At 61.9% G+C, this 26,171-nt stretch carries 27 protein-coding genes and 1 tRNA gene; 17 read left to right on the top strand and 11 right to left on the bottom strand.

Translation table 11 applies throughout. The features are described 5' to 3' along the window. From narJ to U0988_RS13120, 5 genes are all read left to right on the top strand, one after another. Positions 1 to 691: nitrate reductase molybdenum cofactor assembly chaperone (gene narJ, locus U0988_RS13140; protein ID WP_322293075.1), on the top strand; the 691-nt coding region annotated here is incomplete at its 5' end. Beyond that, positions 684 to 1,469, top strand: coding sequence for a respiratory nitrate reductase subunit gamma (gene narI, locus U0988_RS13135; protein ID WP_322293074.1), 786 nt, complete (start codon positions 684 to 686; stop codon positions 1,467 to 1,469). The genes narJ and narI, both read left to right, overlap by 8 nt. Next, the gene (locus tag U0988_RS13130) at positions 1,469 to 2,410 is read left to right on the top strand and encodes a peptidylprolyl isomerase (RefSeq protein ID WP_322293073.1); all 942 of its coding nucleotides are present in this window, start codon (positions 1,469 to 1,471) and stop codon (positions 2,408 to 2,410) included. Before narI ends, U0988_RS13130 begins: the two co-directional genes overlap by 1 nt. Next, positions 2,407 to 2,742 carry a hypothetical protein gene (locus U0988_RS13125; protein ID WP_322293072.1) on the top strand — a complete coding sequence of 112 codons (336 nt, stop codon included), beginning with the start codon at positions 2,407 to 2,409 and terminating at the stop codon, positions 2,740 to 2,742. Before U0988_RS13130 ends, U0988_RS13125 begins: the two co-directional genes overlap by 4 nt. Positions 2,743 to 3,182: 440 nt before the next feature. Continuing rightward, a complete protein-coding gene (locus U0988_RS13120; protein WP_322293071.1) occupies positions 3,183 to 3,785 on the top strand; it encodes a cyclic nucleotide-binding domain-containing protein in 603 nt (200 codons plus the stop codon). 15 nt (positions 3,786 to 3,800) lie between these two features. Here U0988_RS13120 and U0988_RS13115 read toward each other — a convergent pair whose 3' ends face one another. The 7 genes from U0988_RS13115 to yghU all read right to left on the bottom strand — a co-directional run bounded on the left by U0988_RS13115 (position 3,801) and on the right by yghU (position 10,447). After that, positions 3,801 to 5,069: an alginate export family protein gene (locus tag U0988_RS13115; RefSeq protein WP_322293070.1), complete on the bottom strand. Its 1,269-nt coding sequence runs from the start codon at positions 5,067 to 5,069 to the stop codon at positions 3,801 to 3,803. Positions 5,070 to 5,212: 143 nt separating this feature from the next. Continuing rightward, positions 5,213 to 6,409, bottom strand: coding sequence for an NnrS family protein (locus tag U0988_RS13110; RefSeq protein WP_322293069.1), 1,197 nt, complete (start codon positions 6,407 to 6,409; stop codon positions 5,213 to 5,215). Between the two features lie 21 nt (positions 6,410 to 6,430). Further along, on the bottom strand, positions 6,431 to 8,683 hold the full coding sequence (locus U0988_RS13105; protein ID WP_322293068.1) for an adenosylcobalamin-dependent ribonucleoside-diphosphate reductase: 2,253 nt from the start codon (positions 8,681 to 8,683) through the stop codon (positions 6,431 to 6,433). 94 nt (positions 8,684 to 8,777) lie between these two features. Continuing rightward, positions 8,778 to 9,245 carry an ester cyclase gene (locus tag U0988_RS13100; protein WP_322293067.1) on the bottom strand — a complete coding sequence of 156 codons (468 nt, stop codon included), beginning with the start codon at positions 9,243 to 9,245 and terminating at the stop codon, positions 8,778 to 8,780. Next, entirely contained in the window at positions 9,242 to 9,397 is a 156-nt protein-coding gene (locus U0988_RS13095) for a DUF2239 family protein (RefSeq protein ID WP_322293066.1), read from the bottom strand. Before U0988_RS13095 ends, U0988_RS13100 begins: the two co-directional genes overlap by 4 nt. 31 nt (positions 9,398 to 9,428) lie before the next feature. Then, positions 9,429 to 9,503: transfer RNA gene (locus U0988_RS13090), tRNA-Gln, on the bottom strand. 89 nt (positions 9,504 to 9,592) lie between these two features. Beyond that, the gene (gene yghU, locus U0988_RS13085; protein ID WP_322293065.1) at positions 9,593 to 10,447 is read right to left on the bottom strand and encodes a glutathione-dependent disulfide-bond oxidoreductase; all 855 of its coding nucleotides are present in this window, start codon (positions 10,445 to 10,447) and stop codon (positions 9,593 to 9,595) included. A 133-nt stretch (positions 10,448 to 10,580) separates the two neighbouring features. On the opposite strand from yghU, the gene U0988_RS13080 reads away from it, so the two are divergent. The 6 genes from U0988_RS13080 to U0988_RS13055 all read left to right on the top strand — a co-directional run bounded on the left by U0988_RS13080 (position 10,581) and on the right by U0988_RS13055 (position 17,201). Continuing rightward, on the top strand, positions 10,581 to 12,899 hold the full coding sequence (locus U0988_RS13080; RefSeq protein ID WP_416172398.1) for an NAD(+) synthase: 2,319 nt from the start codon (positions 10,581 to 10,583) through the stop codon (positions 12,897 to 12,899). A gap of 60 nt (positions 12,900 to 12,959) precedes the next feature. Continuing rightward, positions 12,960 to 13,544 carry a hypothetical protein gene (locus U0988_RS13075; RefSeq protein WP_322293064.1) on the top strand — a complete coding sequence of 195 codons (585 nt, stop codon included), beginning with the start codon at positions 12,960 to 12,962 and terminating at the stop codon, positions 13,542 to 13,544. Continuing rightward, a complete protein-coding gene (locus U0988_RS13070) occupies positions 13,541 to 14,245 on the top strand; it encodes a hypothetical protein (RefSeq protein ID WP_322293063.1) in 705 nt (234 codons plus the stop codon). Before U0988_RS13075 ends, U0988_RS13070 begins: the two co-directional genes overlap by 4 nt. A 134-nt stretch (positions 14,246 to 14,379) precedes the next feature. Next, on the top strand, positions 14,380 to 15,429 hold the full coding sequence (locus tag U0988_RS13065) for a type III polyketide synthase (RefSeq protein WP_322293062.1): 1,050 nt from the start codon (positions 14,380 to 14,382) through the stop codon (positions 15,427 to 15,429). Between the two features lie 6 nt (positions 15,430 to 15,435). Beyond that, complete coding sequence (locus U0988_RS13060; RefSeq protein WP_322293061.1) at positions 15,436 to 16,122, top strand: methyltransferase domain-containing protein; 687 nt, start codon at positions 15,436 to 15,438, stop codon at positions 16,120 to 16,122. Further along, positions 16,101 to 17,201: an NAD(P)/FAD-dependent oxidoreductase gene (locus U0988_RS13055; protein WP_416172397.1), complete on the top strand. Its 1,101-nt coding sequence runs from the start codon at positions 16,101 to 16,103 to the stop codon at positions 17,199 to 17,201. Before U0988_RS13060 ends, U0988_RS13055 begins: the two co-directional genes overlap by 22 nt. A 55-nt stretch (positions 17,202 to 17,256) precedes the next feature. Here the strand turns inward: U0988_RS13055 and U0988_RS13050 are convergent, their stop codons facing one another. Both U0988_RS13050 and U0988_RS13045 read right to left on the bottom strand, forming a co-directional pair. Further along, a complete protein-coding gene (locus U0988_RS13050; RefSeq protein ID WP_322293059.1) occupies positions 17,257 to 17,760 on the bottom strand; it encodes a hypothetical protein in 504 nt (167 codons plus the stop codon). A 128-nt stretch (positions 17,761 to 17,888) separates the two neighbouring features. Next, the gene (locus U0988_RS13045) at positions 17,889 to 19,427 is read right to left on the bottom strand and encodes a winged helix-turn-helix domain-containing protein (protein WP_322293058.1); all 1,539 of its coding nucleotides are present in this window, start codon (positions 19,425 to 19,427) and stop codon (positions 17,889 to 17,891) included. A 309-nt stretch (positions 19,428 to 19,736) separates the two neighbouring features. Here U0988_RS13045 and U0988_RS13040 point away from each other — a divergent pair, with 309 nt between their 5' ends. Continuing rightward, the gene (locus tag U0988_RS13040; RefSeq protein ID WP_322293057.1) at positions 19,737 to 20,222 is read left to right on the top strand and encodes a hypothetical protein; all 486 of its coding nucleotides are present in this window, start codon (positions 19,737 to 19,739) and stop codon (positions 20,220 to 20,222) included. Positions 20,223 to 20,290: 68 nt separating this feature from the next. On the opposite strand, the gene U0988_RS13035 is transcribed toward U0988_RS13040, so the two are convergent. Both U0988_RS13035 and U0988_RS13030 read right to left on the bottom strand, forming a co-directional pair. After that, positions 20,291 to 21,385, bottom strand: coding sequence for a branched-chain amino acid aminotransferase (locus U0988_RS13035; protein ID WP_322293056.1), 1,095 nt, complete (start codon positions 21,383 to 21,385; stop codon positions 20,291 to 20,293). Between the two features lie 538 nt (positions 21,386 to 21,923). Continuing rightward, the gene (locus tag U0988_RS13030; protein WP_322293055.1) at positions 21,924 to 22,514 is read right to left on the bottom strand and encodes a hypothetical protein; all 591 of its coding nucleotides are present in this window, start codon (positions 22,512 to 22,514) and stop codon (positions 21,924 to 21,926) included. A gap of 92 nt (positions 22,515 to 22,606) precedes the next feature. Between U0988_RS13030 and U0988_RS13025 the strand changes: the two genes are divergently transcribed. The 5 genes from U0988_RS13025 (at position 22,607) to leuB (ending at position 26,141) form a co-directional block, all read left to right on the top strand. Then, the gene (locus U0988_RS13025) at positions 22,607 to 23,347 is read left to right on the top strand and encodes a TlyA family RNA methyltransferase (protein WP_322293054.1); all 741 of its coding nucleotides are present in this window, start codon (positions 22,607 to 22,609) and stop codon (positions 23,345 to 23,347) included. A 130-nt stretch (positions 23,348 to 23,477) separates the two neighbouring features. Then, positions 23,478 to 24,026 (top strand): TspO/MBR family protein, encoded by a 549-nt coding sequence (locus tag U0988_RS13020; protein WP_322293053.1) that lies wholly within the window; start codon positions 23,478 to 23,480, stop codon positions 24,024 to 24,026. A gap of 37 nt (positions 24,027 to 24,063) precedes the next feature. Beyond that, a complete protein-coding gene (locus tag U0988_RS13015) occupies positions 24,064 to 24,309 on the top strand; it encodes an accessory factor UbiK family protein (protein WP_322293052.1) in 246 nt (81 codons plus the stop codon). 44 nt (positions 24,310 to 24,353) lie between these two features. After that, positions 24,354 to 24,953: a DNA repair protein RecO gene (gene recO / locus U0988_RS13010; RefSeq protein ID WP_322293051.1), complete on the top strand. Its 600-nt coding sequence runs from the start codon at positions 24,354 to 24,356 to the stop codon at positions 24,951 to 24,953. Between the two features lie 129 nt (positions 24,954 to 25,082). Next, the gene (gene leuB / locus U0988_RS13005) at positions 25,083 to 26,141 is read left to right on the top strand and encodes a 3-isopropylmalate dehydrogenase (protein ID WP_322293050.1); all 1,059 of its coding nucleotides are present in this window, start codon (positions 25,083 to 25,085) and stop codon (positions 26,139 to 26,141) included. The last annotated feature ends 30 nt before the right edge of the window (positions 26,142 to 26,171 follow it).

Genomic DNA, 26,171 nt, shown 5'->3' with positions numbered 1-26,171 from the left:
GCGCACCCTTGCAGCGCTGCTCGGGTATCCTAGCACGGAGCTCCGGGAAGCAGTTCCCGAACTGCGCTCGGCGCTTGTCAGTGAAGCAGCCTTGTCCACTCAAGCCATCGCTGCGCTTGAACCGCTGATGGATGATCTTTCAACACGAGAATTGTTCGATCTTCAGGCTGCTTACAGCGAGCTGTTCGATAGCACACGCCGGCTCTCGCTGCACTTGTTCGAACACGTGCATGGAGACGGCAAGGATCGAGGCCAGGCGATGAGCGATCTTGGCCTTGAATATATTCGGCATGGTCTGGAAATGACCAGCAACGAACTGCCCGACTACATCCCCTTGTTCCTGGAGTTCACTGCGGAGATCCCGCCCCAGGAAGCGCGTGACTGGCTGCGCCAGCCAATCGAGGTCTTCACTGTCCTGGCCGAACGTCTGACCGAGCGCGAAGCGCCCTGGGCAGCGGTGTTGAGTGCCGCGATCGAACTAGCGGACGCTCGGCCGGATGCCGAGCGGGTGGAGGAAATCGGCAAGGCATTCGCCGAGGATGAAACCAAGAGCGTCGACGAACTATGGGAGGAAGCCCCGGTCAGTTTCGGCACCGCAGCTTTCGACAATGGCGGCCCAACCGGTGTCATCGCCCGTATCCGCGCATCCAATCGGGCGCAGAAAGCAAAGGAAGGAGCGCGGCATGAATGAGTTCATCCATTACCTGCTGTTCGGCTGGTATCCGTATCTCGCCGTGACTGTGATGGTCATCGGCAGCATCCTGCGCTTCGACACGAACCAATATAGCTGGCGCTCTCAATCGAGCCAGTTCCTTCGGCGCAAGCAGATGATGCTCGGTTCAAATATGTTTCACCTCGGCATTCTCGTGCTGTTGGGCGGACATCTGGTCGGCTTGCTGACCCCAATCGAGCTGTTCGACTATTTCGGAGTGCAGCACCAGTGGAAGCAGGTTCTCGCGCTTGTGGCGGGCGGCATCGCAGGTGTCGCGGCCTTCATCGGCTGCACCTTGCTGCTGCACCGGAGATTGTTCGATCCACGGATCAGGCGCAGCTCGGCGACGCTCGACATCGTCGTATTGGCCCTGATCTGGCTCCAGATCCTGCTGGGGCTGTCAACGACCTACTGGACCCTGCAGCATATCGAGGGACGCGAGATGGTCAATTTCATGGCATGGGCCAACGGTCTCCTGACTCTCCAGCCTGGTTCTTCCGACTACATTGTTCAGACACACATCGTCTACAAGCTACACATCGTTCTAGGCCTGACCCTGTTCCTGCTGACGCCGTTTACACGGCTGGTGCACGTGTTCAGCGTCCCGATATGGTATCTCCTCCGGCCCGGCTATCAGATCGTGCGGACCCGGCGGCGCAAGGGTGCGCCGGCTCGGGCACCCCAGCCGTTTGGGGGAGCGCCCGCCTATTCGCCCGATCCCGCAACCGGCCGTGCATTCACCGAAGAGGTGCAGTGATGGAGCGCAAGCTTGATGTCATAAATATCGGCGCACCCGATGCGCGAGAGGACCCGGCCATGCCGTCGGCGTGCGAAACACATGGGTGCGGCGGGGCGGATGAGCAACTACAGCCGCTGCCCGCTTTTGGAATCGTCACGGTCGATGGACACGAGATAACCGAAGAGCAGATCGCCGAGGAAATGCCGCATCATCCGGCTCCTTCGGGCGAAGAGGCATGGCGCGCTGCGGCACAGGCTCTGGTCGTTAGGCATCTGTTGGTGCGCGAAGCAATACGCAGAGGACTGTCCTCGAGGGAGGAAACGGAAGGAGGGAGGCGCGCTACCAAGCATGAAGGTCTGGTAAAAGCATTACTTGACGAGGTCGTGAGCAATGCGGTGCCGACGGAAGAAGAGTGTGAGCGTTATTACCGCGCGAACCGACATCGCTTCCGCACACCATCACTTTACGAAGCCTCGCATATTCTTATCGAGCCCGAAGAGGGAGCGGGCGACGACGGTTGGAAAGCTGCCGAAGCGCAAGCTCGCACAATTATCACTGCGATTGGGAATGATGAGAAAGCGTTCGCCGAGGCGGCGCGCGAGTTTTCTGGCTGCCCTTCGCGCCAGCAAAACGGCTCGCTCGGTCAGATCCGCCGCGGCGAACTGGTGCAACAGGTTCAGGCGCACATCGAAGCCACTAAGCCCGGCACGGTCAATTCCGAACCGGTGCGGTCCAAGCACGGCTGGCACGCCATTCGCCTGGATCGAATCATCAAAGGGCAAGAATTGCCGTTCGAAGTCGCGAAGGACAAAATCGCTGACCTTCTCGAGGCGCGCTCCTGGACCGTATCCGCCATGCAAATGGTGCAATCGCTCGCCGAAAAAGCCGAGATCGAGGGCGTGGTTCTCGATGCCCCACCGGTCGAAGAAGACCAGCGCCGAGGGACGCTCGCCGCATGATGCTAGGGGACTACCTTGCACTCGCGAAAAAGGCCGGAGCTGACATCCAGGGCTGGCTCGCCGGAGCAGGCCCCGTTCAGGCTCGAGCACTTGAAAAGTTGGCAGCGAGTGAGAACGTCTCTCCTGCTCGAGCCGCGCGCATGGCTGTCGCAGACTTCAGCCGTTTCGCTAGCGAAGAAGATTGGGCAACGCTGATAAGTCATATTCGTAACGCGGCTGACCCTGCGCTTGCCTGCCTCGGCGCCATCATCGACTGGCGTCTTTCGCAGAAGCCCTGCAGCGCGCATCCGGCGCGGAAGCATCCGCATCGAAACACTATCGAGGAGGCGTGAAATGACCCGTCGTAACCCAACTTCCGCGGAACAGACGCGTGCAGCGGACAACGCGCCACTCAACCCACGGCTGCTTCAGGCCCACGGAGACGCCCGCACTCAAAGCAGTCCCGTGCCCCCGCTTTCTTCCATTTCGGTCAAGGGCCGGGACTTCGGAATTTGGCCGATTGTATGGCTCGTGACCGTTATTGTATCTGTTATCGTCGCGCTTGTTTTTCTCTTCGGATAAGTCAGCGCCCTCGACTCTCTCCGTTTAAATCGCCATGAGCAGGTGAACTTTGGAGTTCATATTGCTTAAGGCTTCATCCGGACAGCACCCCAGCCACGCGCCGCCGGTCTTGCCTCCGGAGCACCCCTGCTATTCTTGCGAGGTGCGGCGGATATCACTGTTCTACGCGTTACGCTGCAGTGATCTGTCACAGTTACGCGCGTTCGGATCGGTGCGCGAACTGAAAGCTGAGGAACCCCTGTTCCACCAGGGAGACGAGGTCAACTACGTCTATACGGTGGCCACTGGCAGCCTTCGGCTGTACCGTATTCTCTTCGACGGTCGCAGACAGATCACGGGGTTCGCGCTTCCGGGGGAATTTCTCGGGATTTCCATCGACGAATCTCATGAAGTGACTGCTGAGGCGCTGGAGCCGAGTCGGATCTGGAGCTTCCCTCGCTCACGGTTTGATGATTTTGTTGAAGAGAACCCATTACTGAAAGATTCACTGCTGGTGCTAGCGCGGCAAGAGATTGCGGCGGCGCAGCTGCAATTCATCGTGCTCGGTCGAAAAACGGCGATGGAGCGCGTCGCATCTTTCATTCTCTATCTGCTTGCGCGGTTCGAGAGGCTCACGGGGCATCCAATGGACCGTGTCATCCTGCCGATGAGCCGGGCAGATATCGCTGATTATCTTGGTCTGACCAAGGAAACGGTCAGCCGCGTGTTCGGTCAATTGCGAAACAGCCGGATCATGCGCCTCGAAACATTGACCTGCATTCAGGTGCTCGATCGGCACGCGCTCAAAGCCCTGGCCGACGGAGACGATGCATAAAGGCGAGCGTCCGGATCAGAACCGCGCTTCCAGCTGGATCCAGCCCTTCGTCGTTTTCGAAGCAAAAGCAATTGCGTCATAGTGTGCCAGCTTAAGGGTTACCGACACCGGCCCGTAAAGCTTGCGACTGAGCATCGCATCCCATTCGCGGCCATAATGGATATTGCCCTCCGTCGAGCGGAAATCGTGGAAGACGAACCGGAATACCGTTCCCGATAGAAACCCCTTGTCTGCTGGCACGGCATATCCCGCATCGACATAGAGGTCACGCAGGCCAGCCTGGGGCGTGACGAGAAACTTATCTGCCCACCCGTTGAAAGCATGAAGCGTGGCGAGCGGGGTCTGCAGCGCCGTCCGGCCATCACCCTCCAGCCGCTCATACCCCAATTTCATATTCGCCGGACCGAAAGCAATGCCAGATTCCACGAGCCAATAAGAGTGACTTGCATCGCCGGGATTGAAGCCTGCGCCGGTTTGCCGTGCAAATTCGAGCGCATAGGTCGCGCTTGCCGGACTTCTTCCCAGCGTCTGACGTCCTGCCAGCCGAACACCGAACGTACGGCTCGAAAGCGCGGGCACCGCGGGAAGATCAAGCCAGTAGCCGTAGGCGGTGACCCTGCCCACCGCGCCAACTTCGCTCCCGATCCGGACCAGATGAATATCGTTGTCTCGCCACACACCTTGCGGCGAGTCCGGTCCAAAGACGCGGTTCACACGCCAGGCATGGCCGTAGCTGGCGAAAATTCCCGTGCCGGGAATATTCTCGATACTTGCAGTCACGGCGTCGAGCGTCTGGTCGTTTTGCCGCCAGCCGACCGAGCCGATCCAGCGCTGATTATCGTAATTGACGGTCTGACGCCCCGCGGTGATCGACGCGCCTGGGTGGGGACGAAATCGGGCGTAAATCTGGTTGAGCAGTATATCTTCCGGGTCGCCGACCACGGGGCGGTTAACCACACCATTGGCAGTGTCGTTGAACTTGTCCGGCCCCACATGAAGGATGGCCTCGCCTTCCGCGTATAGGCTGAACATCTCCACCGGTTCGGCCAGCACCCCCAGACGCACGCGCAACGTCGATGCGTAGGCATCGAGCGCGAAATCTTCCTGATCGACAAACTCGTAGCGATACCGCACATCGACGACCGGATCGATCCAGCTGTCATCCTGGTCCGGAACTTCGGGCGCCGGGGGTGCAGCAATGGTTTCCGCCGCTTGCGCGAACGCTGCCTGGTGAGAGAGCGCGAGAGCGGCGCAGCCGAAAAGAGCAATGGCGAAGCGTGGCATCGGACCTGTCCCAGTGAGGAATAACCGAATACTTAGCTTGTCCGCTGACCGATCGATTTGCGGCAGATCATTTCCGCTCGCGATCGCGCCACAGGAATTTCAAGGCCATGGAGAACGCTTGTGTGCCTGGAGGGAACATTGATCTAGCGCGATCGCTGACGCAGCCGAGGAAGAACAAGCATCGGCGCGAAAAAGACAAGAAAAATGCCGAACCCAAGCATCCAAAGCAGGCCGGCGATGAACCATCTTTCCTGCAAGGAGATCAAAGCGGTCCCGGAGAGGACGCGGACTATGGCACCGAGGGAGGCGAACAGAACTGCCGCTAAAGGAGCCAGCCGCCAACGCGGGTAACGACCGGTCTGGGTAATGCTCAGACGGGCCATGACGGCCAGTATCATGCTGGAGATCGCTCCCGCTGTAAGCAGGTGCAATATATCTGGTTGACGGCCTTCCCCGGCGCAAGAAAGGCCAAGTAATCCAAGGGGGAGAAGTAGATAAGCAAGATGGAGGGAGACGACCGAAGGCTCATGTGTGATGCGCCACGGCTGCCAGCGGATCGCGCGAGCCAGGTGCAACAGGCCCGCGAGAGCCAACATGGTCCGCGCGATTCCGTTCGAATCCACGACCCAGGTCAGCGAAGCCAGAGCTGTGACCCAGTTCACCATGGCGTCGAACTGCGTTTTCTGAGCAGTGACCGTCGTGCGAACATCTCGTGGAAGGGCATTGCGGGTAAAGGACGGAAGTAGCTTTCCGCCGACAAGCGAAATCAGAAGAACGAGGATTGCAATGCCTGCTCGAGTGGAAATGCCCTGATCCAAACCTCCGGCTGCAGCAGTAAGATGATGCGCGCCACACGCAATCGCGAATACGGCTGTCAGCACTGCTAATGAGGCGCCTCGGCCTTTTCCATGCCAGCTCTCCCTGCCAATAACGGCGGCCAGAAAGTTATAGTAACCCGTGTCAATTAGCGCTGCAGGCCACGGGCCAGCCCAGCCGGCGGTGGCGTTGATCACTCGTGCCAGGACCCACCAACCCAGCAGTGCAAGCAGGGGGCCGCCGATTGCCGGCAGACGACCGCTCCAGTTTGGGGTCGCCGTAAGCAGATAACCCGTCATCGCCGCGCCAACGCCGCCGAAGATCATCTCGTGACCGTGCCAGGTCACGGGATCCAAATGCGATTGAAGCTCGATTCTTCCTGACAAAATCACCAGCCAGAGGGCCATTGCCATCGGGAACCACGCTGCGCTTGCTAGGAAAAAGGGCCGAAATCCGGCCTGCAGCAAGATCGGTGCTTTCGCTTCACGTTCGCGTCGCAGGGCCAGGCGTTTCGTTCCGTCCATCAGACAATGACTAGGGGGTTATCAACCGCATTTGGAATAGCCGCAGGAAAGACATTTGTTGCACCCTTCTTCTCTGATCATGCCGGGAACCCCGCATTGGGGGCAGCAAGGACCCATCGGTGCTGCCGTAAAGGAGGTTGCAGCTTCAGAAGTCGGCTCGATGGGGAGATCCAGCTGGGCCGGCGCAAATTGTGCCATGTGACGCTCGATGATTTCGCCGATCGCGGCGAGGAGCGAGGGAACGAACCGCCCGGTGACCCATGCCCCTCCGCGAGGATCGAACACCGCCTTGAGTTCCTCCGCGACGAACGAGACATCGCCTCCGCGCCTGAAGACGGCGGAGATCATTCGGGTCAGAGCCAACGTCCACGCATAGTGGTCCATGTTCTTGGAATTGATGAATATCTCGAAGGGACGTTTGTGAGAGCCATCGTCGATGTTGTTGATGGTCACGTAAAGGGCATGTGCGCTGTCCGGCCACTTGAGCTTGTAGGTGGTGCCATCGAGCATCTCCTCTCGTTTTGGCGGTTCCGAATGAATCGGGTCTGCAAGGCCATTCTTTTTGCCGACTGCTGGTTCTTCGACGGTCAGCACCGAGCCGGTCACCGCATTGGGACGATAGGTGGTCAATCCCTTGCACCCGCGAGCATAGCCGTCGCGATAGACTTCCTGGAAATCGGCGAACGGGATATCTTCCGGTACGTTGACGGTCTTCGATATCGAGCTGTCGATCAATGACTGTGCGCATGCTTGCATCGCTACGTGATCCGCGGGAGAGAGCGACTGCGCGCTGACGAACAGTTCCGCCGGGGGTTCTTCGTCACCGCGCAAGGCGCGCCATTGGCGCAGCGCATCGTCTTCGACCGCTTCATGTCTGGCCGATCCGTCGGGATTGAGTATCCTGCGTTGATAGCTGTAGGCAAAGACTGGCTCGATCCCGGAAGAAACATTGCCTGCCAGTAGCGATGTAGTGCCGGTCGGTGCGATCGATGTGAGACAACCGTTTCGCAGCCCATGTTCCGAAATCAGAGTCCGGGTTTCCTCTTCCAGTGCCTCGATATTGGGGCGTTCGAGCATGGAAGGGTCGTAAAGCGGGAAGGCGCCTTTCTCGCGTGCCAGTTCCGCCGATGCGCGATAAGCGGCGGTCCGGATCGTTCCCAGCCACTCCTCGAGCAAAGCCACTGCGTCGTCGGAGCCGTAGGCCGCGCCGCAGTAGAGCAGAGCATCGGCGAGCCCCGTTATTCCGAGACCAATCCGGCGCTTGGCTTTCGCTTCGGCTTCTTGCTCGGGAAGAGGGTAGCGGCTGATGTCGATGACGTTGTCCAGCAGGCGGATTGCCGTGGTGGTGAGCTCGGCGAGCGCACCAAGATCCAGCCGTGCATCGTCTTCGAATGGCCGTTCGACCAGCGCGGCGAGGTTGATTGAACCGAGCAGGCACGCGCCGTAGGGCGGGAGCATCTGTTCCCCACATGGATTGGAGGCGCTGATTGTCTCGCAATGCGCGAGATTATTGAGCGCGTTAACCCGATCCACGAAGATCACGCCCGGCTCGGCGACGTCGTAGGTCGCGCGCATCAGCCGCTCCCACAAGTCACGCGCCTTCAAAGTGCGATATGTCTTGCCGCCGAAAACGAGCGACCAGTTCTCGTCGTTTTCGAGAGCATCCATGAAAGGATCGGTGACCAGCACCGAAAGATTGAAGTTTCGCATCCGCTCGGGCTGCCGTTTGACGTCGATGAAGTCCTCGATTTCAGGATGATCGATGCGCAAACAGCCCATCATCGCTCCACGGCGCGCGCCTGCCGAATGGACCGTCCTGCACATCGCATCCCAGCAATCCATAAAGGAGAGGGGTCCCGAAGCATCGGATCCGACGCCCTTGACCTCCGCGCCGCGCGGCCGGATGGTCGAGAAATCCATTCCCACGCCGCCACCCTGCTGCATGGTAAGCGCCGCCTGCTTTAAATGTTCGAAGATCCCCTCGAGGCTGTCGGGGATCGTCCCCATGACGAAGCAGTTGAAAAGCGTAACCGCGCGTCCGGTTCCGGCGCCCGCCAGTATTCGGCCTGCGGGTATGAACCGCAGAGATTCGATTGCTTCGTAAAACCGCCCTTCCCAGACCGAACGGTCGAGCTCGGGCTCAGCTTGGGCGACCGCCTTCGCCACTCGGCGTGCGGTATCGGTGAAGTCCGCATCCCCAGGATTGGTCTCATTGCCACTAAAGCGGTATTTCGCGGACCAGATATCCTGCGCGATCGGAACTTCGAAGCTCATAATTTTACCTCCGCTTCGCCAATTAGCGTTGCGGCGAGATAGGCGAGTGACCTAGATCACGCCGCGCGGCCCGGTCGCCGAAAAACCAACACGATCAGTCGCGCACTCCAGGCGATCGGAGGTGAACATAGGGCAGTGGTCGCTGTAACTGCTGAAGCACCCCGAGCCGATCCGTGATCTGCCAATGGCCTGTCAGCCGATCTTCGCTATCGAACATGTAAACCGTCGCCCCCGACATGTGGATCAATCGTCCGGTCGCCGGAAAACCCGCTAAGTCGCCTCGATGCGTACCGTTCCAAAGCCAAGTCATCACGACACTGTCGCCCTCAGCGAACAAGCCTTGAATGTCGAACCGTTGGTCGGGAAAAGCGGCTCTCGACTCTCGAACCCGATCCTTGAAACCGGAACGATCAAGCGTTCTGCCCTCCCAGGGATCACCAGGATCGTGATGGATCGTGTACGTTTCTGCGATGTAGCCGTCAGCCGCGTCCGCCTCCCCATCGTCCCAAATCTGCCGGATAAAAGTGGTAAGAAGGAGCTTACGCTGGTCCACGCTCGTCATGATCGTTCCTCGCTCGGGCTGGGCTGGGAGAGTGCCAGCGCATGGTCCTGAATGTCCGGCGGCCACGCCGCCATCCGCCCGGCGAAAGCTTCACCCTCACCAGCGAACAGAGCGCGGATCACTTCTTCGAGCCCGATTATAAATCGTGCCAACAACCGTAAACTACGTTTCCTGAAGCAAAGATGGCTGGGGTGGCAGGGATCGAACCTGCGAATGCCGATACCAAAAACCGGTGCCTTACCACTTGGCCACACCCCAGCAGCGCCGCAGTGCAGCGCGGTCGCTTCTATAGCGTCCGCGCTGCGTAAGGGAAGGGGGCTGAACGCCTTTTTTGGACCCTTTCGGGCCTAGAGCGCCTTGCCTGTGAAATCGGCGGCGGAATGGCGTTCGGGGACCTGTTCGTTTTCCTCGCCCCAGGTGCGATTGACCATCCGCGCGCGCTTGACTGCGGGGCGGGCGGAGATTTCCTGCGCCCAGCGCGCGACGGCTTCGTATTCGTGGATCGACAGGAAATCGCGCGCTTCGTTGTAGATGATGCCTTCCACGAAGGGCGCGAACCACGGGTATGCGGCCATGTCGGCGATGGTGTAATCCTCGCCGCCGAGGAACCGGCTTTCCTTCAGCCGGTTGTTGGCGACATCGAACAACCGCTTGGTTTCCATGGCATAGCGGTTGATCGGATATTCGTATTTCTCCGGCGCATAGGCGTAGAAATGGCCAAAGCCGCCGCCGATGAAGGGGGCGCTGCCGATCTGCCAGAACAGCCAGCTGAGCACTTCCGCTCGCGGCGCAGAATCGGCGGGCAGGAACGCGCCGAATTTCTCGGCCAGATGCATCAGGATCGCGCCGGATTCGAACACCCGGACGGGCTTCGGTCCGCTGCGGTCGAGCAGCGCGGGGATTTTCGAATTGGGGTTGATGCCGACGAAGCCGCTGGTGAACTGGTCGCCTTCGCCGATGTTGATCAGCCATGCGTCGTATTCAGCGCCGGCATGGCCCGCTTCCAGCAATTCTTCGAGGATGATGTTGGCCTTGACCCCGTTCGGGGTCGCCAGCGAATAGAGCTGGAAGGGATGTTCGCCGACCGGCAGGTCCTTTTCCGTCTGCGCGCCGGCGGTGGGCCGGTTGATATTCGCGAACCGCCCCCCGCTTTCGCTGTCGAATGTCCATACGGCGGGCGGAGTATAGGCGGTATCGGCCAAGGATCGTTCCTTTCGAGAATCGTGTTCGGTGTTCGTAACGTGGGATGGCCGGGTTACAAGCCAAAGGAAGCGTTGGTTTGGCGCTTGAAACACGTTCTTGCCAGCCGGTATCCTTTCGGGATACTAGTGGCGGATGCACCGGGCAGGCCGAAAGATCCGCGAATGGCGCGAAGCGCAGTCCCCGCCGCTGTCCGCCGAGGAATTCGGTGCGCGGTTCGGAATGCCGGAACCTTGGCCCAGCCGGACGGTCTATGGCTGGGAAACCAAGGGCAAGATCCCGCGCCCCGCAGTGCAGAAACGGCTGGCGGAACTGGGCATCTGCGACCCGCCGGACTGGCTGGAAGACCAGGACGGGACCCACGAACCCCCAGCAAAGGTGGACGTACACAGCATGAAGACCAGCGAATTTCCCTTCCATTCGATCCACCGCCACGGGTTCGTCCGGGTCGCCACCAGCACGCCGCGGGTGCGGACCGCCGATGTCGCGTTCAACACCGCCGCCGTGCTGGAACAGGCGCGGACCGCGCATGATTCCCATGTCGACCTGGTGGTCTATCCGGAGCTTTGCGTGTCGTCCTACGCGCTGGACGATCTGCATCTGCAATCCGCGCTGCTCGACGCGGTGGAGGATGCGCTGGGGGAAATTGCGGCGGCGACGGCAGCTATCACCCCGGTGCTACTGGTTGGTGCCCCGCTGCGGCGCAACGGCAGGGTCTATAATTGCGCGCTGGCGGTTGCGGGCGGGCGCATTCTGGGGGCGGTGCCCAAGAGCTTCCTGCCCAATTACCGCGAATATTACGAAAAGCGCTGGTTCGCCGACGGTCGCCGGATTCAGGGGCAGGAAATTGCGATTGGCGGCGCGAAGGTCCCGTTCGGCACCGATCTGCTGTTTGCCGCCAGCAACCTTACGGGCTTCATCTTTCACATGGAAATATGCGAGGATTTCTGGGCACCCATTCCGCCCTCGACTTACGGCGCGCTGGCGGGGGCGACGATCCTGACCAACCTTTCCGCCTCCAACGTCACCATCGGCAAATCGGACGAGCGGCACCTGCTCGCCCGCGCGCAATCCTCCCGCGCCGCGGCGGCCTATGTCTATTCAGCCAGCGGTCACGGCGAAAGCACCACCGATCTGGCGTGGGACGGGCAGGGCATGACCTATGAACTGGGCGATCTGCTGGCGGAAAGCGAACGTTTCGGCCTGAACCCCGAATTGTGCATTGCCGACGTGGACATAGACCGCATCCTGGGTGACCGGATGCGGATGCAGACCTTCAACGACGCCGCCGAATTCGCCGGACGGCCGGAGGACCGCTTCCGCACGATCAGCTTCGAGCATCGCCCGGTCAGCAGCGACATCGGGTTGATCCGCCCCGTGCGCCGGTTCCCCTTCGTGCCGAACCGGCTGCACAAGCTGCATGAGGATTGTTACGAGGCGTTCAATATCCAGGTCGACGGGCTGATGCGCCGGATCGAGGCGACCCATGCGAAATCGCTGGTGATCGGGATTTCCGGCGGGCTCGACAGCACTCACGCATTGATCGTGGCGGCAAGGACCTGCGACCGGATGGGTCTGCCGCGCAGCTTCATCCGCGGGTACACCATGCCCGGTTTCGGCACCAGCGAGGGTACGAAGTCGAACGCCTGGAAGCTGATGGAGGCGGTGGGGATCACGGGGCAAGAAATCGACATCAAGCCCGCCGCGAACCGGATGCTGCAAGATATCGGCCACGCCTTCGCCGATGGCCACCCGGTGTATGACACCACTTTCGAGAATGTGCAGGCGGGCCTGCGCACCGACTATCTGTTCCGGCTGGCGGGGCAGCATGGCGGCTTCGTGTTGGGGACGGGCGATCTGTCCGAACTCGCGCTGGGCTGGTGCACCTATGGGGTGGGCGACCAGATGAGCCATTACGGCGTCAATTCAGGCGTGCCCAAGACGCTGATCCAGTATCTGATCCGCTGGGCTGAACGGACCAACCAGTTCGATCCCGCCACCGATGCGGTGCTCGAGGCGATCCTCGACACAGAAATTTCGCCCGAACTGGTGCCCGGCGGCGCAGAGGGCAAAGTGCAGAGTACCGAGGAAACCGTGGGGCCGTATGAACTCAACGACTTCTTCCTGCACCACATCATCCGCTTCGGACAGCGACCCTCCAAGGTGGCGTTCATGGCGTGGCACGCCTGGCGCGATGCGGGCGCGGGGCTGTGGCCGGCGGAGTTTCCGGAAATGAAAAAGAACGAATACGATCTGGCGACCATCCGGTTCTGGCTGGAAAAATTCCTCCAGCGGTTTTTCGGTTTCAGCCAGTTCAAGCGCAGCGCCATGCCCAATGGCCCCAAGGTCAGCAGCGGCGGCGCGCTGAGCCCGCGCGGCGACTGGCGCGCGCCCAGCGATGCGGTGGCCGATGTGTGGCTGAAGGAATTGCGGGACAATGTGCCCGGCGGCTGATCGACAATTTGTCGTTTGGCCCCGGCTGCTGTATTGAACAGTCCTTGCGGGGTGTAACAAATGACCAGCGGACCGATCCAGATCGCGGCCAGAAATGCAGCCATTGTTGCTGCGCTTTCGCTGGCGTCCGCGCCCGTACAGGCACAATTCAGCGGGTTGAAGCTGCCGTCTCCTACGGCGCCGACTGCTGAAACTTCGCCCGATGGCTGCCCCAAAGGCAAGAAGAAGGGCTTCGGCTCGTCGCTGCTTGGCAGTGTGGTTGGCAAGGCTGCGGGCGATGCCGCCTACCGCGCGGGCGTATCGCGCTGGCTGCCGATGGCGCAAGTTTCGGACCAGTTGACCAATGCCATCGCTTGCCGCCTCGATCCGGAGGAGCAGGTGCAGGCCGCCGAAGCCACCCTGGCCGCGACCCGCGCGGCCGAAGACGGCACGGGCGCGCAAGTCGGCTCCAGTGCAAGTTGGAAATCGAACACGCGCGAAGATGTTTCCGGCAGTTCCACCGTGGTGGGCCGCAATGATGACGAGGCGGCCAGCCTTGAATGCATCACCGTGACCGATGTGATTATCGTCAGGGGCGAGGAAACCACCGCCAACAAACGCATGTGCCGCCCGCCCGGATCGGCGCGCTATTCGCTCGCGGCATGACGGCGTCGCGCATCGCGGGATTGCTGGCCGCGCTCGCCCTGCTCGGCGGGGCGAAGGGGATGGATCCGGTCAATCCAACCTGTCCCGTAAAGCCCGATTGGGGACCGGCCACCGCGATGACGCTGACCCCGGCTGACAAGCGCGGCAAGCGCGTGCTGATCGCGGACGGACTGGTCGATACCACGCTGCCTGCCCGCCTGGCTGCGGCCATTTCTGCAGACGAGCGGATCGAGGAAATCTGGCTGCGATCGCGCGGCGGCGATGCCCGTTCCGGCAATGCGGCGGGTCGGATCATCCGGTCCTATCCCGGCATGGTCACGCGAATACCCGCGGGCTGGACCTGCTTTTCCTCATGCAATTTCGTGTTCATGGGCGGGGATCGGCGGTTCGTGGAGCCGGGCGGGATCTTCATGGTCCATATGTTCACCTACACCGGCCAGCGCGATGTCATCGACAGCGCAGTAAAGGACGGTAGCGACGGCACCGCGCAGCTGATCGGTGAAATCGAGCAATTGAGCGCATTGCTTGCCAGCGAGGACAATGATTTCCTGATCCGCATGGGCGTCAGCCGGCGGCTGTTGACGGAGATAATGTACCAGCAGGCAGCAACCGGCGGCGAGAATAACCAGGGCCAGCGCTATTGCCTGAGCCAGGAAGAAGCCCGGGAATATAATGTGATGCCTGTCGAACGGGCGGGCTGAAACGGGGTGGTTCCGGTCCACAATTGACGCTGGACTGCGCCAGTGGGTTGGGCGGCAACGAGAAACTTGCGGCGTTCGGGACAAAACTCGCCTATAGTCGGTTTTCGATCGAAACCCTGCAACAGAAAGCATCCATGGCCCGCATCGCCGCAATTGCGACCGCAATTCCCGATCTGGACTTCGAACCGGATTACCGCCGCTGGGCCATGGCGCAGCTGGGCAAGACGCGCGAGGCGAAGCTGTATGAACGCATGGCCGGGCGTTCGGGCATCGAACATCGCTGGTCGGTGCTGTCGGAGGAAGACGCCAAGCTGGACCAGGGGCGCGGGCTGTATGGCGGCCCGGCCCAACCCGGTACGGCGCAGCGGATGGAAATCTATGCCCGCGCCGCGCCCGAACTGGCGCTCAAGGCCATCGAGAAACTGCCCCCGCTCGGCACGATCACGCATATCGTGGTGGCGAGCTGCACCGGTTTCGTTGCGCCGGGGGTGGACCAGATCATCGCCCGCCGTCTCGGCCTGCCCGATGATGTGGAGCGGGTGCTGATCGGCTTCATGGGCTGTTACGCGGCAGTCACCGCGCTGCGCACTGCGCGCCACATCGTCCGCTCCGAAATGGATGCGCGGGTGCTGGTCGTCACGGTCGAGCTCAGCAGCCTGCATCACCAGCAGGATTTCGATATCGAGCCGCTATTGGCGGGCGCGCAATTCGGCGACGGGGCGGCGGCGGCGATCGTCACCGCGTCCGGCGCGGGGCTGGAACTGCGCGGCGGGATATCGGCGGCGCTGGACGACAGCGAGGAGCTGATCACCTGGGATATCGTCGATACGGGCTTCAAGATGCGCCTGTCGGGCGAAGTGCCGAACCGGATTGCTGCCGCCATCGCCCGTCCCGAAGTCCGCCAGCGGATCACCGGCGGCACTCCGGTGGCGGAGATCGACGCCTGGGCGGTCCACGCCGGGGGCCGGTCGATCCTGGATGCGGTGGAAAGCGGGCTGGACCTGGCGCGCGGATCGCTGGAGGATAGCCGCGAGGTTTTGCGCAGCTGCGGCAATATGTCCTCCTCCACCCTGATGTTCGTGCTGGAACGGATCATGGCCCAGAAACCGGCGCGCGGGGTCGCGCTGGCCTTCGGGCCGGGACTGGCGATGGAGGGGCTGCATTTCGGGTGGAAGGAGGCATAATGCACCATGCTTGAAACCCGCCGCATCGAAGACGAATTGATGGACGATCCGGCGCTGGACCCGGCGATCTATACGCAGGTCCTGCACGATCTGGCGAAGGTCAACCGGGTGACGATGGCGCACCGCCCCACCTTGGCGTTTCTTGAGCGCACGGTCGGTGGCCGCAAAAGCTTCCGCCTGCTGGATGTCGGGTTCGGCGATGGCGATATGCTGCGCCAGATCGCCCGCTGGGCAGAGAAGCGCGGAATTGCTGCGGAGTTGGTCGGAGTCGATCTCAACGCAAACAGCGTCGCCGCTGCTAGGGAGGCGACGCCGCATGGCCTGCCGATCACATACCGGGCGGGCGATTATGCGGATTATGCGGGCGAGGGGTTCGACTGCATCGTCTCCAGCCTCGTCGCGCATCACATGACGCGGGGGCAATTGCTCGATTTCCTTCACTTCATGGACCGCGAGGCGGCGGCGGGCTGGCTGGTCAACGATCTCCACCGCCACTGGTTCGCCTATATGGGCTGGCCGCTGCTGGCGCGGCTGATGCGCTGGCATCGGATCGTGCGGCATGACGGCCACCTGTCGATTGCGCGCAGCTATCGCCCGCAGGAATGGCCCGAATTGCTGGAGGCGGCAGGGGTTCGCGGCGCGAGGGTGTACCGTGCATTTCCCTCCCGCTTGTGTGTCGAAGCGCTGCGGTGAGCGACCCTCCGCTGATCCTGGGCGCAGGACCGGCTGGATCCATGGCTGCAATCACGCTCGCCCGCGCGGGTGCCTCGCCCATCCTGATCGACCGTGATGCGAAAGTCGGCGACGCGCTGTGCGGCGGGTTTCTCAGCTGGCGCAGCGCGGAGCGGCTGCGGGGCATCGGCCTGAACCTGCCGGACATCGGTGCGCATCCAGTTAACCGGCTGGCGCTATACGCAGGCGCGGCGGAGGCGCAGGCCAATTTGCCCGAGACCGGCTACGGCCTGTCGCGCCGCGGTCTCGACACCGCGATGCGGGCGCTTGCCGTGGCGAGCGGCGCGGAATTGCAGATCGACCGCATACGCAGCTTATCGCCGGGCGCGGCGGAGGGGGAGCGGCAGGACTGGCGTTCGGACAGTATCTTCCTCGCCGCGGGCAAGCACGATGTGCGCGGATATTCCCGGCCAAGGCAGTCGGACGATCCCGCGCTGGGGCTGCGGATCCGGATTCCGGCGCAGGCGGGTCTTGGGGAACTACTCGCGGGCAAGATCGAATTGCACCTGTTCCCCGGCGGCTATGCGGGCATCGTGTGCCAGGACGATGGCAGCGCGAATATCTGCCTCGCGCTGCGCAAAAGCATGTTGGCGGGTGCTGGCGGCGATCCGCGTATGTTGCTGGACCGGCTGGCTGATGAGCACCCCCATTTCGGGCGGCGCATGGCGTTCGCGGTGCCTGACCTGCCCATCGATAGCATCGGCGCGGTGCCGTATGGCTGGATCGCGCAGCGCACCGAGCCGGGGTTGTTTCGGCTGGGCGATCAGGCGGCAGTGATCCCGTCGCTGGCGGGGGAGGGCATGTCCATCGCGCTCACCAGCGGCGCGATGGCGGCAAAATTCTGGCTGGAGGGTGGCAGCAGCGCGGCAGAACATTACCAGCGCGCGCTGGCCAGCGCCGCGCGCCGCCCGGTGGGCGTGGCGAAGCTGATCTGGGAAACCGCCGAAAGCAACCGCCTCGGCCCGCCGCTGGTCAAGCTGGCAGGTCTCGCGCCGTGGCTGACGAACTTGGCGATGCGCGCGAGCAGGATCGGGGCATGAGTGGGGGCGGTGGCGAAGGAAGGTGGGGAGCGATCAGGCTCCCCCACCCCTTCATCTAGAAACCGCTCACGATGGCCAGCGAAACCACTGGATTTGGAGCGCCACGCGCCGCCCATCGAGCATTCTCACGCTGGACGCGCTCGTTCACCTTCTTGCTAAGGCTTTCAAGTTCTTCCTCGTCGCGGGCAATGATGATTGCCGCCTCATACAGCTGGTTGGGTTGAGCACCCTCGAACAGCGGGTGCAGCGAGTTGATGCGCGACACAACTCTCCGGCCGATGCGCGCGAGTTCGGGCTTGAATGCGCCCGAGTGCACGGTGGCGATATTTCGTGGCTTGCCATCTTCCCCGCAGTTGAATCGCACGTATGTTACCCCGGCCTCACTACGGGAGATATTGACCTTTTTGAGGGATGAATCGATTGTGCGCGAAGTGCTTTCAACCCAGTTGGCGAACGAGGGGTTCGCCGTGACGGTCATCTGCTGCTGAGCAGAGACGGGCGAGGCGAGACCGAGCAGGGCAGCACCGGTGATGATCACAAAAAACTTTCGCTGGTTCATGTCACTCTCCTTTGAAGGCGGCGCCGGAAGCACCGCTCTCAAGAAGCTCGCGCAAAGAGACCTCGCCGCAAAGGATTAGGAGGAGACGAAGTCCGGTCGAAACCCGGACGAAACGCCGATAACGTCACTTAGCCGACTATTTTCGACCATGACCTGCCGCGCTCCCAATATGCGTTGAGACCGATCGCCTTGGTGAGTCGCGCAAAGCGCGGATCCTGGCGTATGACCGCAAGCGGCTTACGAAAGAGGATGTCGGTACGTCGATCGCCGAGAGAGTACATGCCTTGCTCGGTCGTGGAATACGCGTCCGGTATGCTGAAATCCGGATCTAGATACAGCCCATTCAGGATCCGGAAGGCTTCATCATGCCGGCCGACGAACGCGGCGAACATGGCGGCACTTTCGGCGAAGATCATGCCGCGCCTGGCCGCCTCGGCATAATGTTCAAGCGTTTTACGGATCAGGCCCTGATCTTCACTGGCTATTGCATTGGCTTGCATGGCGACAAGGTCGAAGTGCCAGGCCGGAATGCCCACCGGACGGTTGCCAACATCTGCTATCATAGCGACAGCTTCGGCGGCGCTTCCAGCATAACTGAGGTAATGGGCTCTGTTCAGCCAGATCGCAGGATGGCGGGGCATCATTTCAAATACCTGAGCTACAGCGGCGTCGGCCTCCTCGAAACGGCCGAGACCGGAAAGTAGGTTGATCCGGCAGATCAGGGAAGTGACACACAGAGGCGTTTTCCGGAGCGACGCTTCGAACATCGGCAGCGCCTCGTCAAAACGACCCACCTCAAGCAACAAATGGCCCAGAGCGACATGAAGTACAGGATGGTCAGGATGGCGTTTCAGTGCAGACCGACACCTTTGTTCATGGCCGTACCAGTTTCGAAATACGGGCCGAGTCCCAAGTTCTGCGGCCAAAGCATCGGCCTGGTAGGCTTCGATGGCAAAGGCGCGCTGCCTTGAGCCTTCGCTCCGCGCAAAACGGTGCGCCCGCTGATCCGTGGGTACACATAAAGACGAGTTCGCGTATGCCAGAGCAAGCAGGCCCCACGCTTCCCCACTGTCCGGGGCGAGCTGTGTCGCTCTGCGAAGCTTTCCAATTGCATTTTCTATCTGATCCGGCGTGAACTGGTAAAGCGAGTTGCGGGCGTCGTCGATGAGGACTCGTGCCTCGTCCGGCATGCGGTTTCGGCGCTGTATGGTCCAGCCAATGCTCGTGACCGCTGCCGCGCTCAGAGCTGCGCCCCCGATCATTACCTCTCGGCGACCAAGCAACCCGGGCAATCCAGACCCCTCGCCGGGTCGGATAAGTGATGCGGCGAAGTTTTTCGCAGCGACGAGCCGGTATCCCACCTTCGTGATGGTTTCGACCCGGAACTGCTTTCCGGCTTGTTTCTCGGATACTGACCGCAGACGCGATACGACGCGGTTGATCGCGTCTTCGCCGACGATCCGGCCGCTCCAGCATTGCTGCAGCAACTCGTCCTTGGTGACAACGCTGCCGCTGGCTCGATGAAGCGCCACCAGCAATTGCATTACTCGAGGCTCAACGACGGAGCGCTTGCCGTTCAGCTGGACTTCGCGACTGGCGGGCATAAAAGTGGCCCCGCCGATACGAAACGGCTTCTCATGGGCAAGAATGATCGGTGCAGTGTCCATTTGGCACCCACCTCGCTTTCGACTCGGCCCAATAGCAGAATTCTCGAAATTCTTCTACCGTCGTTTCCTTCGCAAGGGGTTGGGAAACAAGGGGAGGCGGGGGTTTTAATGACCCTCACGTGGTGGATAGTGGAGACCAGAATTACAGGCTCGAGATCACCTGAACAATAGCGGCAGCGCCCGGCTAAGTTCAAACACGTAGGCTACCCAGACCGCCGCCTTAACCATCATTCATGCAAGGAACTTACCTGGAGGTATGGATAAGTGGTTGCAGGGACAGCTTGTGCGCGAGAAGCGCCGCGGACAAACATGTTTGTTCTGGCAGCGCTTTCTGGCGGCACGTTTGCTGGTCCGGTCAAGATTCGGAATCTATCCTCGACAGGCGCTCTCATCGAAGGTGCGGGATTGCCTGCCACAGGCACGAAGGTGACTTTGCGCCGGGGTGAATCGTCGGCTTCCGGGATAGTTGTCTGGTCTTCGAATGGCAAAGCGGGTCTGAGAATGGACAGCCGGGTTGACGTGTCAGCCTGGATGCCGGGTGGCCGTGAGCACCAGAACAGCATTGATCACGTTGTTGAAACGATCAGGAAGGAAGCCGCGCTTAACGTTATTACAGCCGTGCCGGAGCCGTCTGTATCGGTGAGCTCGAACGAATTGCTGTCCCTGGCGGACGCGATCTCCAAGCTTGCGGACGACCTGTCCGATGATGACGGGATCGTGGTGCGTTTTGGAACAAAGCTGCAGGCGCTCGATATTGTCGCTCAAGTCCTGCGAAAACTGGCTGCCGAACGATAGCCCAGTTCTGGGCGGCGAGGTCCTTCGCCAAGCTCAGGGGTATTGCCGCGGTCTGCTCTCCATCCCCCTCAATCTACCTGCATCACCCAGCCATGCGTGTCAGCAATCGTGCCGCGCTGAAGACCGACGAGTTTTTCGCGCAGCCGCGTGGTCAGTTGGCCGGGGCCGCCCGAACCGATCGTGAACTCGCCGTCTGGTCCGGCGACATGGCCGACCGCCGTGACCACCGCGGCGGTGCCGCAGGCCAGGGTTTCGACCAGCTTCCCGCTCGCCGCATCGGCGCGCCACTGGTCGATGCTGTAGGCTTCTTCGCGCACGGTCAGCCCTTCCTCCCGCGCGAGTTGCAGCAGGCTGTCGCGGGTGATGCCGGGCAGGATCGTGCCGGTCAGCGGCGGGGTCACCATGCTGCCGTCGTCGAACACGAAGAACAGATTCATGCCGCCGAGTTCCTCGACCCATTTGTGCTCCACCGCGTCGAGGAACAGCACCTGGTCGTGCCCGCGCGAGAATGCCTCGGCTGTGGGGACCAGGCTGGCGGCGTAATTGCCGCCGGTTTTGGCCGCGCCGGTGCCGCCGGGCGCGGCGCGTGAATAATCGCTGATCCAGATCGACACCGCGGGCGATCCGGACTTGAAGTAATTGCCCGCCGGGCTGGCGATCACCAGGAATTTGTATTCCAGCGCGGGGCGAACCCCGAGAAACGCCTCGGTCGCGAACATGAAGGGGCGCAGGTAAAGCGATCCGCCCTCGACGGCGGGGAACCAGTCGCGGTCGATCCGGACCTGCTGGCGCACGGCCTCGACAAACAATTCCTCCGGCAAATGCGGCATCGCCATGCGGGTGGCGGAGGCGTTGAACCGCGCGGCGTTTGCTTCGGGGCGGAACAGCGACAGGTTGCCGTCCGCCTGCCGGTACGCCTTCATCCCTTCGAAGATTTCCTGCGCGTAATGCAGCACCGATGCGGCTGGATCGAGGCTGATCGGAACACGCGGGCCGACATTGGCGTTATGCCAGCCTTTGCCTTCGGCGTAGTCGATCGAGACCATGTGATCGGAAAAAACCTTGCCGAACCCCGGATCGGCAATCGCCGCATTCCGCACGTCCGCGGGCGTTGGCGAGGGGTGGGGTATCTTCGTAAACAGATTTGCCGGAGCGTCGGCCATTGCTAGGTCCTCAGGTGTCTATGGCGCGCCTAAAAGCGTCTGTACCATCAGGCAAGCGGAAGGTGCTTATTCGGCAATGAATGGCGAACCTACGCCTCGAGCTGAAAAATGAGAAGGGCGGCCCTGGCATCTGCCGGGAACCTGCCCCCCGAGCTGAAAAATGAGAAGGGCGGCCCTGGCCTCAGCCGGGAACCTGCCCCCGGAGCAAACAAATGAGAAGGGCGGCCCTGGCCTCAGCCGGGAACCGCCCTTCGCATGGTCAGCGGCCGGAAGTGCCGCCCACGGTTAGCCTCTATTGCCGAGTCAGCGGCAATAATGCTCCGTGCGGAAACTTACCGACCCCCTTGCTGAACCATGAGACATCGGATCACCTCCTTTCGCGCTGTATAGCCAGAACCGCCCGGTCATCGGGTAGCCCAAGACCGCGTTCGCCGCTGATCTTGAATGCAATGTGATTCCTTTTCGCCCGCAACGCAAGCCTTGTAATTATCTTTTTCCACGTCAGAATAACGCGCTCGCCAAACAGCCCGAAAGCGCGCTAGCGGCAATCCTCGATTACCCGCGAAATTTCCGGCCAGGACGGCAGATACAGCGTCTGCATTCCGGTGGTCTCGACCGCGAAGCGCCCCTTGCTGAGCGCCATCGCATCGAGCAGGGGATCGCGCGCGGGCAATTGCGCGAACACAGTGGGAAGGTGACTCCCGGCGGGCGTGGCGGTGAGGGTCCAGTCCTGCGTTTCGGTCAGAATACGCATCGGCACCGGCCCTGGCGCTTCATCGACCCGCACCAGCGCAATCTGACCGGATGCGCGGGTGCATTGGAGCATGAATTCCGCCTCCGTTTCTTCCGCCCCGAACAATGCCTGCGAGCCGCCCGGCGTTGCGCGATAGACCCAGTCTCCCGGCGTCGCGGGGGCATCCATCCAGTTCTGCGGCGCAGGCGCAATCGGCGGCATCGGCACCGCAGCGGCAGCCGGAGCAGGAGCGGGCTGCGACATCGGCGGCGGCAAGCGCTGCGGCGGTCTGGGAACACAGCCGGCGGCGGTCAGGCTGGCCGCTGCCAAGACCGGCAGAATTGTCAGGGCGCGCAGATTCTTCACAGCGGGGTCTTTCACGGGCGGGTTTTTCACGGGCACTCCGGATGGATCACGGTTTCTCTTGGCAACAATGCGCGCTAACGGCTTTTGGGTCCATGGAGAAGATGATTGGTGACTGCTAAACAATGACTGGGAAGCGACGTCTCGATCAATTGCTGGCCGACCGGGGGCTGGCCGAAAGCCGCACCCGTGCGCAGGCGCTGGTGATGGCGGGGCTGGTGTATTCGGGCGAGACGAAACTGCAGAAATCGGGCCAGCAAATGCCCGAGGATGCGCCGCTGGAGGTTCGAGGCCGCGATCATCCCTGGGTCAGCCGCGGCGGGATCAAGCTGGCCCATGCGCTGGACTATTTCGCGCTCGATCCGGCTGGCGGCACGGCGATGGACATCGGCAGTTCCACCGGCGGATTTACCGACGTGCTGCTGTCGAGGGGAGCGAGCCATGTGTTCGCGGTCGATTCCGGCACCAACCAGCTGGCGTGGAAAATCCGGCAGGACCCGCGCGTAACCGTGCTGGAACAGACCAGCGCCCGCATCCTGACCCCCGCCCAAATCGACCGCCCATGCAATTGGGTGGTGTGCGATGCGTCGTTCATTTCGCTGCGCAAGGTGCTGGAAGTGCCCCTAAATCTTGCCGCTCCCGATTGCAATCTGGTGGCCCTGATCAAACCCCAGTTCGAGGTCGGCCGTGAAGAAGTGGGGAAGGGCGGTGTGGTCCGCGACGAGCGCCTGCACGCCCGCGTCTGCGATGAAGTGAGCGCGTGGCTGACCGGTATTGGCTGGGCGGTTGACGGGATCGTTCCCAGTCCGATCACCGGCCCCGAAGGCAATGTGGAGTTCCTGATCCATGCACGGCGCGGGGCGTAATGGCGGCCAGGTGCCATTTCGGCAAAACGCCTCAAGGGCAGGTTGCGCCTGCCGGGCCATCCCCACTATCGCTGCGACGCGAATCGTCTAAGCCAGTATTATCTAGGCCCGCGTTGTTGAGGATAGCTTCATGAATGCAATCGCATCCCCCGGCCAGCTGCGCTCGAGTCTGCTGCGCTGGGCTCTGGTAACGGTTCCCGCCGTGCTGCTGCTCGGTCTGCTTCCCGGAAGAGTTTGGACGGCGGATTCTGTCTGGTTTGCCAATTTAATAAAGCCTGACATTTTCCCTCCTCCGATGTGGTTCGGGATCGTTTGGACAACTATCTTTCTAATTATCGGATTTGCGTTGGCGCTTGTATGTTCGGCCTGGGGGGCTCGGGGGCGTAACGCCGCGATCATTGTTTTTACGATTCAGTTCGTTGCCAATATGGCATGGTCGCCCGTCTTCTTCGGTCAGCACCAGATTACCGGCGGATTGATCCTCATCGCCGTGCTGGATGTGCTGGTGATCGCAACCATCGTCCTGTTCTGGCGGGTGCGCAAATTCGCCGCAGTGCTGATGCTGCCCTATCTGGCGTGGATCCTGTTCGCGACCGTGCTCAACTACGAATTCCTGCGGCTCAATCCCGACGCGGACGGGGCCAGGGTCAGCGGCGCGGTGCAGCGGATGGAGATTTGATCTTGCCGAAGGCGCCGCATCATCCCAAATAGGCACCATGCAAAGCCAGAAACCCCTGATCGCCGATTTCGTCAAACTCGCCAACAGTGCGGCGGGCACCTTCGCGGGCATGACCCGCGAGGCGCGCCAGAGCACGCGGGAACGGCTGAAGGAAGCTATGGGCGGCCTCGATTTCGTCAGCCGCGAGGAATTCGACGCGGTGAAAGATATGGCTGCCAAGGCACGGGACGAAAACGAGAAGCTCAGCGAGCGGCTCGCCGCGCTGGAAGCCAAGCTCGGCTGATCCTCCCCCTTCGCACAACTCCCCAAATCGGCTAGCGCAGGGCCATGCAGCTGCGCGCCCCCGCCATCCTTCTGTCCGCCCGTCCCCACGGCGAAACCGCGGTCATCGCCCGGATGCTGACCGAAGCGGAAGGGATGGTCGCGGCCTATATTGCCGGAGGGCGGGGGCGCGTGCTGCGCCCGGTGGTGATCCCGGGCAATCTGGTTGCGGCGGACATCCGCTCCAGATCGGACACCCAACTGCCCTTCGCCAGCCTTGAACTGGTCCGGAGCCGCGGTCCGTGGCTGTCCGAACCGCTGCCGGCTGCCGCGATTTCCTGGGTCTGCGCGCTAAGCGCCACGGTGATGCCGGAAAGGAATCCCTATCCCGGCCTATATTCCGCCTTGTCAGGGCTGCTCGACGCAATCTGCAACGCGCCCTCCGCGCGGGGGTGGGCGGGCGCGCTGGTCGCCTACGAAATGCTGCTGCTGCGGGAATTGGGCTATGGCGGCGGCACGCGGCCGGACAGCGCGGACTTTGCCGCAGTGATGGCCGCCTTCGAGGCGCTGGCGCAGCCGATCGAACACTACCTGCTTGCCGACCGCAAAGGCGATGTTATGGCGGCCCGCACATTGCTGGGCGCACGGCTCGCGAGAATGGCGTGATGGGGTACCGCAATCTTCGTCATGGCGAGCGAAGCGAAGCCATCCAGGGCGCGACATCCCTGCCCTGGATTGCCGCGCAGCTTCGCTGCTCGCAAGGACGAACCCGCTGATGAAGGTGACTTTGGGCCTATGAAGATCGCAATTTTCCCCGGTGACGGGATCGGCGTGGAAGTTACCGCCCAGGCCGTGCGGGTGCTCGAAGCGCTCGGCTTGCCCGGTTTGACGCTGTTCGAAGGCGATGTCGGTGCAGCGGCATACCGCCGCCACGGCCATCCACTACCCCCCGAAACGCTCGCCATGGCGAAGGCCTGCGATGCCATCCTGTTCGGTGCGGTCGGGGATCCCGCGTGTGACGCGCTGGAGCGGCATCTGCGGCCCGAACAGGCAGTACTGGGGCTGCGCGCCGAGCTGGGATTGTTCGCCAATCTGCGGCCGGCGAAGACCTTTACCGGGCTGGAGAATATGTCCGCGCTCAAACCCGAAATCGCCCGGCAGATCGACCTGCTGATCGTGCGCGAACTCAACGGCGACGTCTATTTCGGCGACAAGGGGATGCGGACAACAGCCGATGGTGAGCGCGAAGGGTGGGACATGATGTCCTATTGCGAGAGCGAGGTTCGCCGGATCGCCCATGTGGCTTTCCGCGCCGCGCAGGGCCGGAATGGCCGCCTGACCAGCGTGGACAAGGCCAATGTGCTGGAAACCAGCCAGTTGTGGCGCGACGTGGTGATCGAGGTTTCGGCAGACTATCCCGACGTCACGCTCGATCATCTCTATGTCGATAATGCCGCGATGCAGATGGTCCGTGCGCCGGGGCAGTTCGACGTCGTGGTCACCGGCAATCTGTTCGGCGACATCTTGTCCGATCAGGCCAGCATGTGCGTCGGTTCCATTGGACTGCTGGCCAGCGCATCTCTGGGCGAACGCATGACCGAATTCGGCACATTCGGCCTGTATGAACCGATCCACGGCAGCGCGCCGGATATCGCGGGGCAGGGCATTGCCAACCCGATAGCGACAATCCTGTCCGCCGCGATGATGCTGCGCCACAGTTTCGGGCGCGAGGCGGAGGCGGCGCGGGTTGAGGCGGCGGTGGCCCGCGCGCTGGCGGACGGTATCCGTGGCGGCGATCTCGGCGGCAATCTGGGAACGGCGGCGATCGGGGACGCCGTGCTGGAGCGACTGTGAAATCCTCCCCGGCACGGGGAGGGGGACCGC

The organism is Allopontixanthobacter sp. (assembly GCF_034376665.1).
GTDB lineage: Bacteria > Pseudomonadota > Alphaproteobacteria > Sphingomonadales > Sphingomonadaceae > Allopontixanthobacter.
The sequence above is the reverse complement of the archived record's forward strand: the minus strand, read 5'-3'. Positions and strand labels throughout refer to the sequence as shown.

Excerpts from the sequence above, each read along its gene's own strand:
- U0988_RS13080 (WP_416172398.1), top strand. The coding sequence starts at position 10,581 with ATGCACCGGGCAGGCCGAAAGATCCGCGAATGGCGCGAAGCGCAGTCC.
- leuB (WP_322293050.1), top strand. The coding sequence starts at position 25,083 with ATGAAGATCGCAATTTTCCCCGGTGACGGGATCGGCGTGGAAGTTACC.
- U0988_RS13100 (WP_322293067.1), bottom strand. The coding sequence starts at position 9,245 with ATGACGAGCGTGGACCAGCGTAAGCTCCTTCTTACCACTTTTATCCGG.
- U0988_RS13050 (WP_322293059.1), bottom strand. The coding sequence starts at position 17,760 with ATGAACCAGCGAAAGTTTTTTGTGATCATCACCGGTGCTGCCCTGCTC.
- U0988_RS13025 (WP_322293054.1), top strand. The coding sequence starts at position 22,607 with ATGACTGGGAAGCGACGTCTCGATCAATTGCTGGCCGACCGGGGGCTG.
- U0988_RS13115 (WP_322293070.1), bottom strand. The coding sequence starts at position 5,069 with ATGCCACGCTTCGCCATTGCTCTTTTCGGCTGCGCCGCTCTCGCGCTC.
- U0988_RS13020 (WP_322293053.1), top strand. The coding sequence starts at position 23,478 with ATGAATGCAATCGCATCCCCCGGCCAGCTGCGCTCGAGTCTGCTGCGC.
- U0988_RS13070 (WP_322293063.1), top strand. The coding sequence starts at position 13,541 with ATGACGGCGTCGCGCATCGCGGGATTGCTGGCCGCGCTCGCCCTGCTC.
- U0988_RS13130 (WP_322293073.1), top strand. The coding sequence starts at position 1,469 with ATGGAGCGCAAGCTTGATGTCATAAATATCGGCGCACCCGATGCGCGA.
- recO (WP_322293051.1), top strand. The coding sequence starts at position 24,354 with ATGCAGCTGCGCGCCCCCGCCATCCTTCTGTCCGCCCGTCCCCACGGC.
- U0988_RS13035 (WP_322293056.1), bottom strand. The coding sequence starts at position 21,385 with ATGGCCGACGCTCCGGCAAATCTGTTTACGAAGATACCCCACCCCTCG.
- U0988_RS13110 (WP_322293069.1), bottom strand. The coding sequence starts at position 6,409 with ATGGACGGAACGAAACGCCTGGCCCTGCGACGCGAACGTGAAGCGAAA.
- U0988_RS13075 (WP_322293064.1), top strand. The coding sequence starts at position 12,960 with ATGACCAGCGGACCGATCCAGATCGCGGCCAGAAATGCAGCCATTGTT.
- U0988_RS13065 (WP_322293062.1), top strand. The coding sequence starts at position 14,380 with ATGGCCCGCATCGCCGCAATTGCGACCGCAATTCCCGATCTGGACTTC.
- U0988_RS13045 (WP_322293058.1), bottom strand. The coding sequence starts at position 19,427 with ATGGACACTGCACCGATCATTCTTGCCCATGAGAAGCCGTTTCGTATC.
- U0988_RS13105 (WP_322293068.1), bottom strand. The coding sequence starts at position 8,683 with ATGAGCTTCGAAGTTCCGATCGCGCAGGATATCTGGTCCGCGAAATAC.
- U0988_RS13040 (WP_322293057.1), top strand. The coding sequence starts at position 19,737 with ATGTTTGTTCTGGCAGCGCTTTCTGGCGGCACGTTTGCTGGTCCGGTC.
- U0988_RS13015 (WP_322293052.1), top strand. The coding sequence starts at position 24,064 with ATGCAAAGCCAGAAACCCCTGATCGCCGATTTCGTCAAACTCGCCAAC.
- U0988_RS13125 (WP_322293072.1), top strand. The coding sequence starts at position 2,407 with ATGATGCTAGGGGACTACCTTGCACTCGCGAAAAAGGCCGGAGCTGAC.
- U0988_RS13060 (WP_322293061.1), top strand. The coding sequence starts at position 15,436 with ATGCTTGAAACCCGCCGCATCGAAGACGAATTGATGGACGATCCGGCG.
- narI (WP_322293074.1), top strand. The coding sequence starts at position 684 with ATGAATGAGTTCATCCATTACCTGCTGTTCGGCTGGTATCCGTATCTC.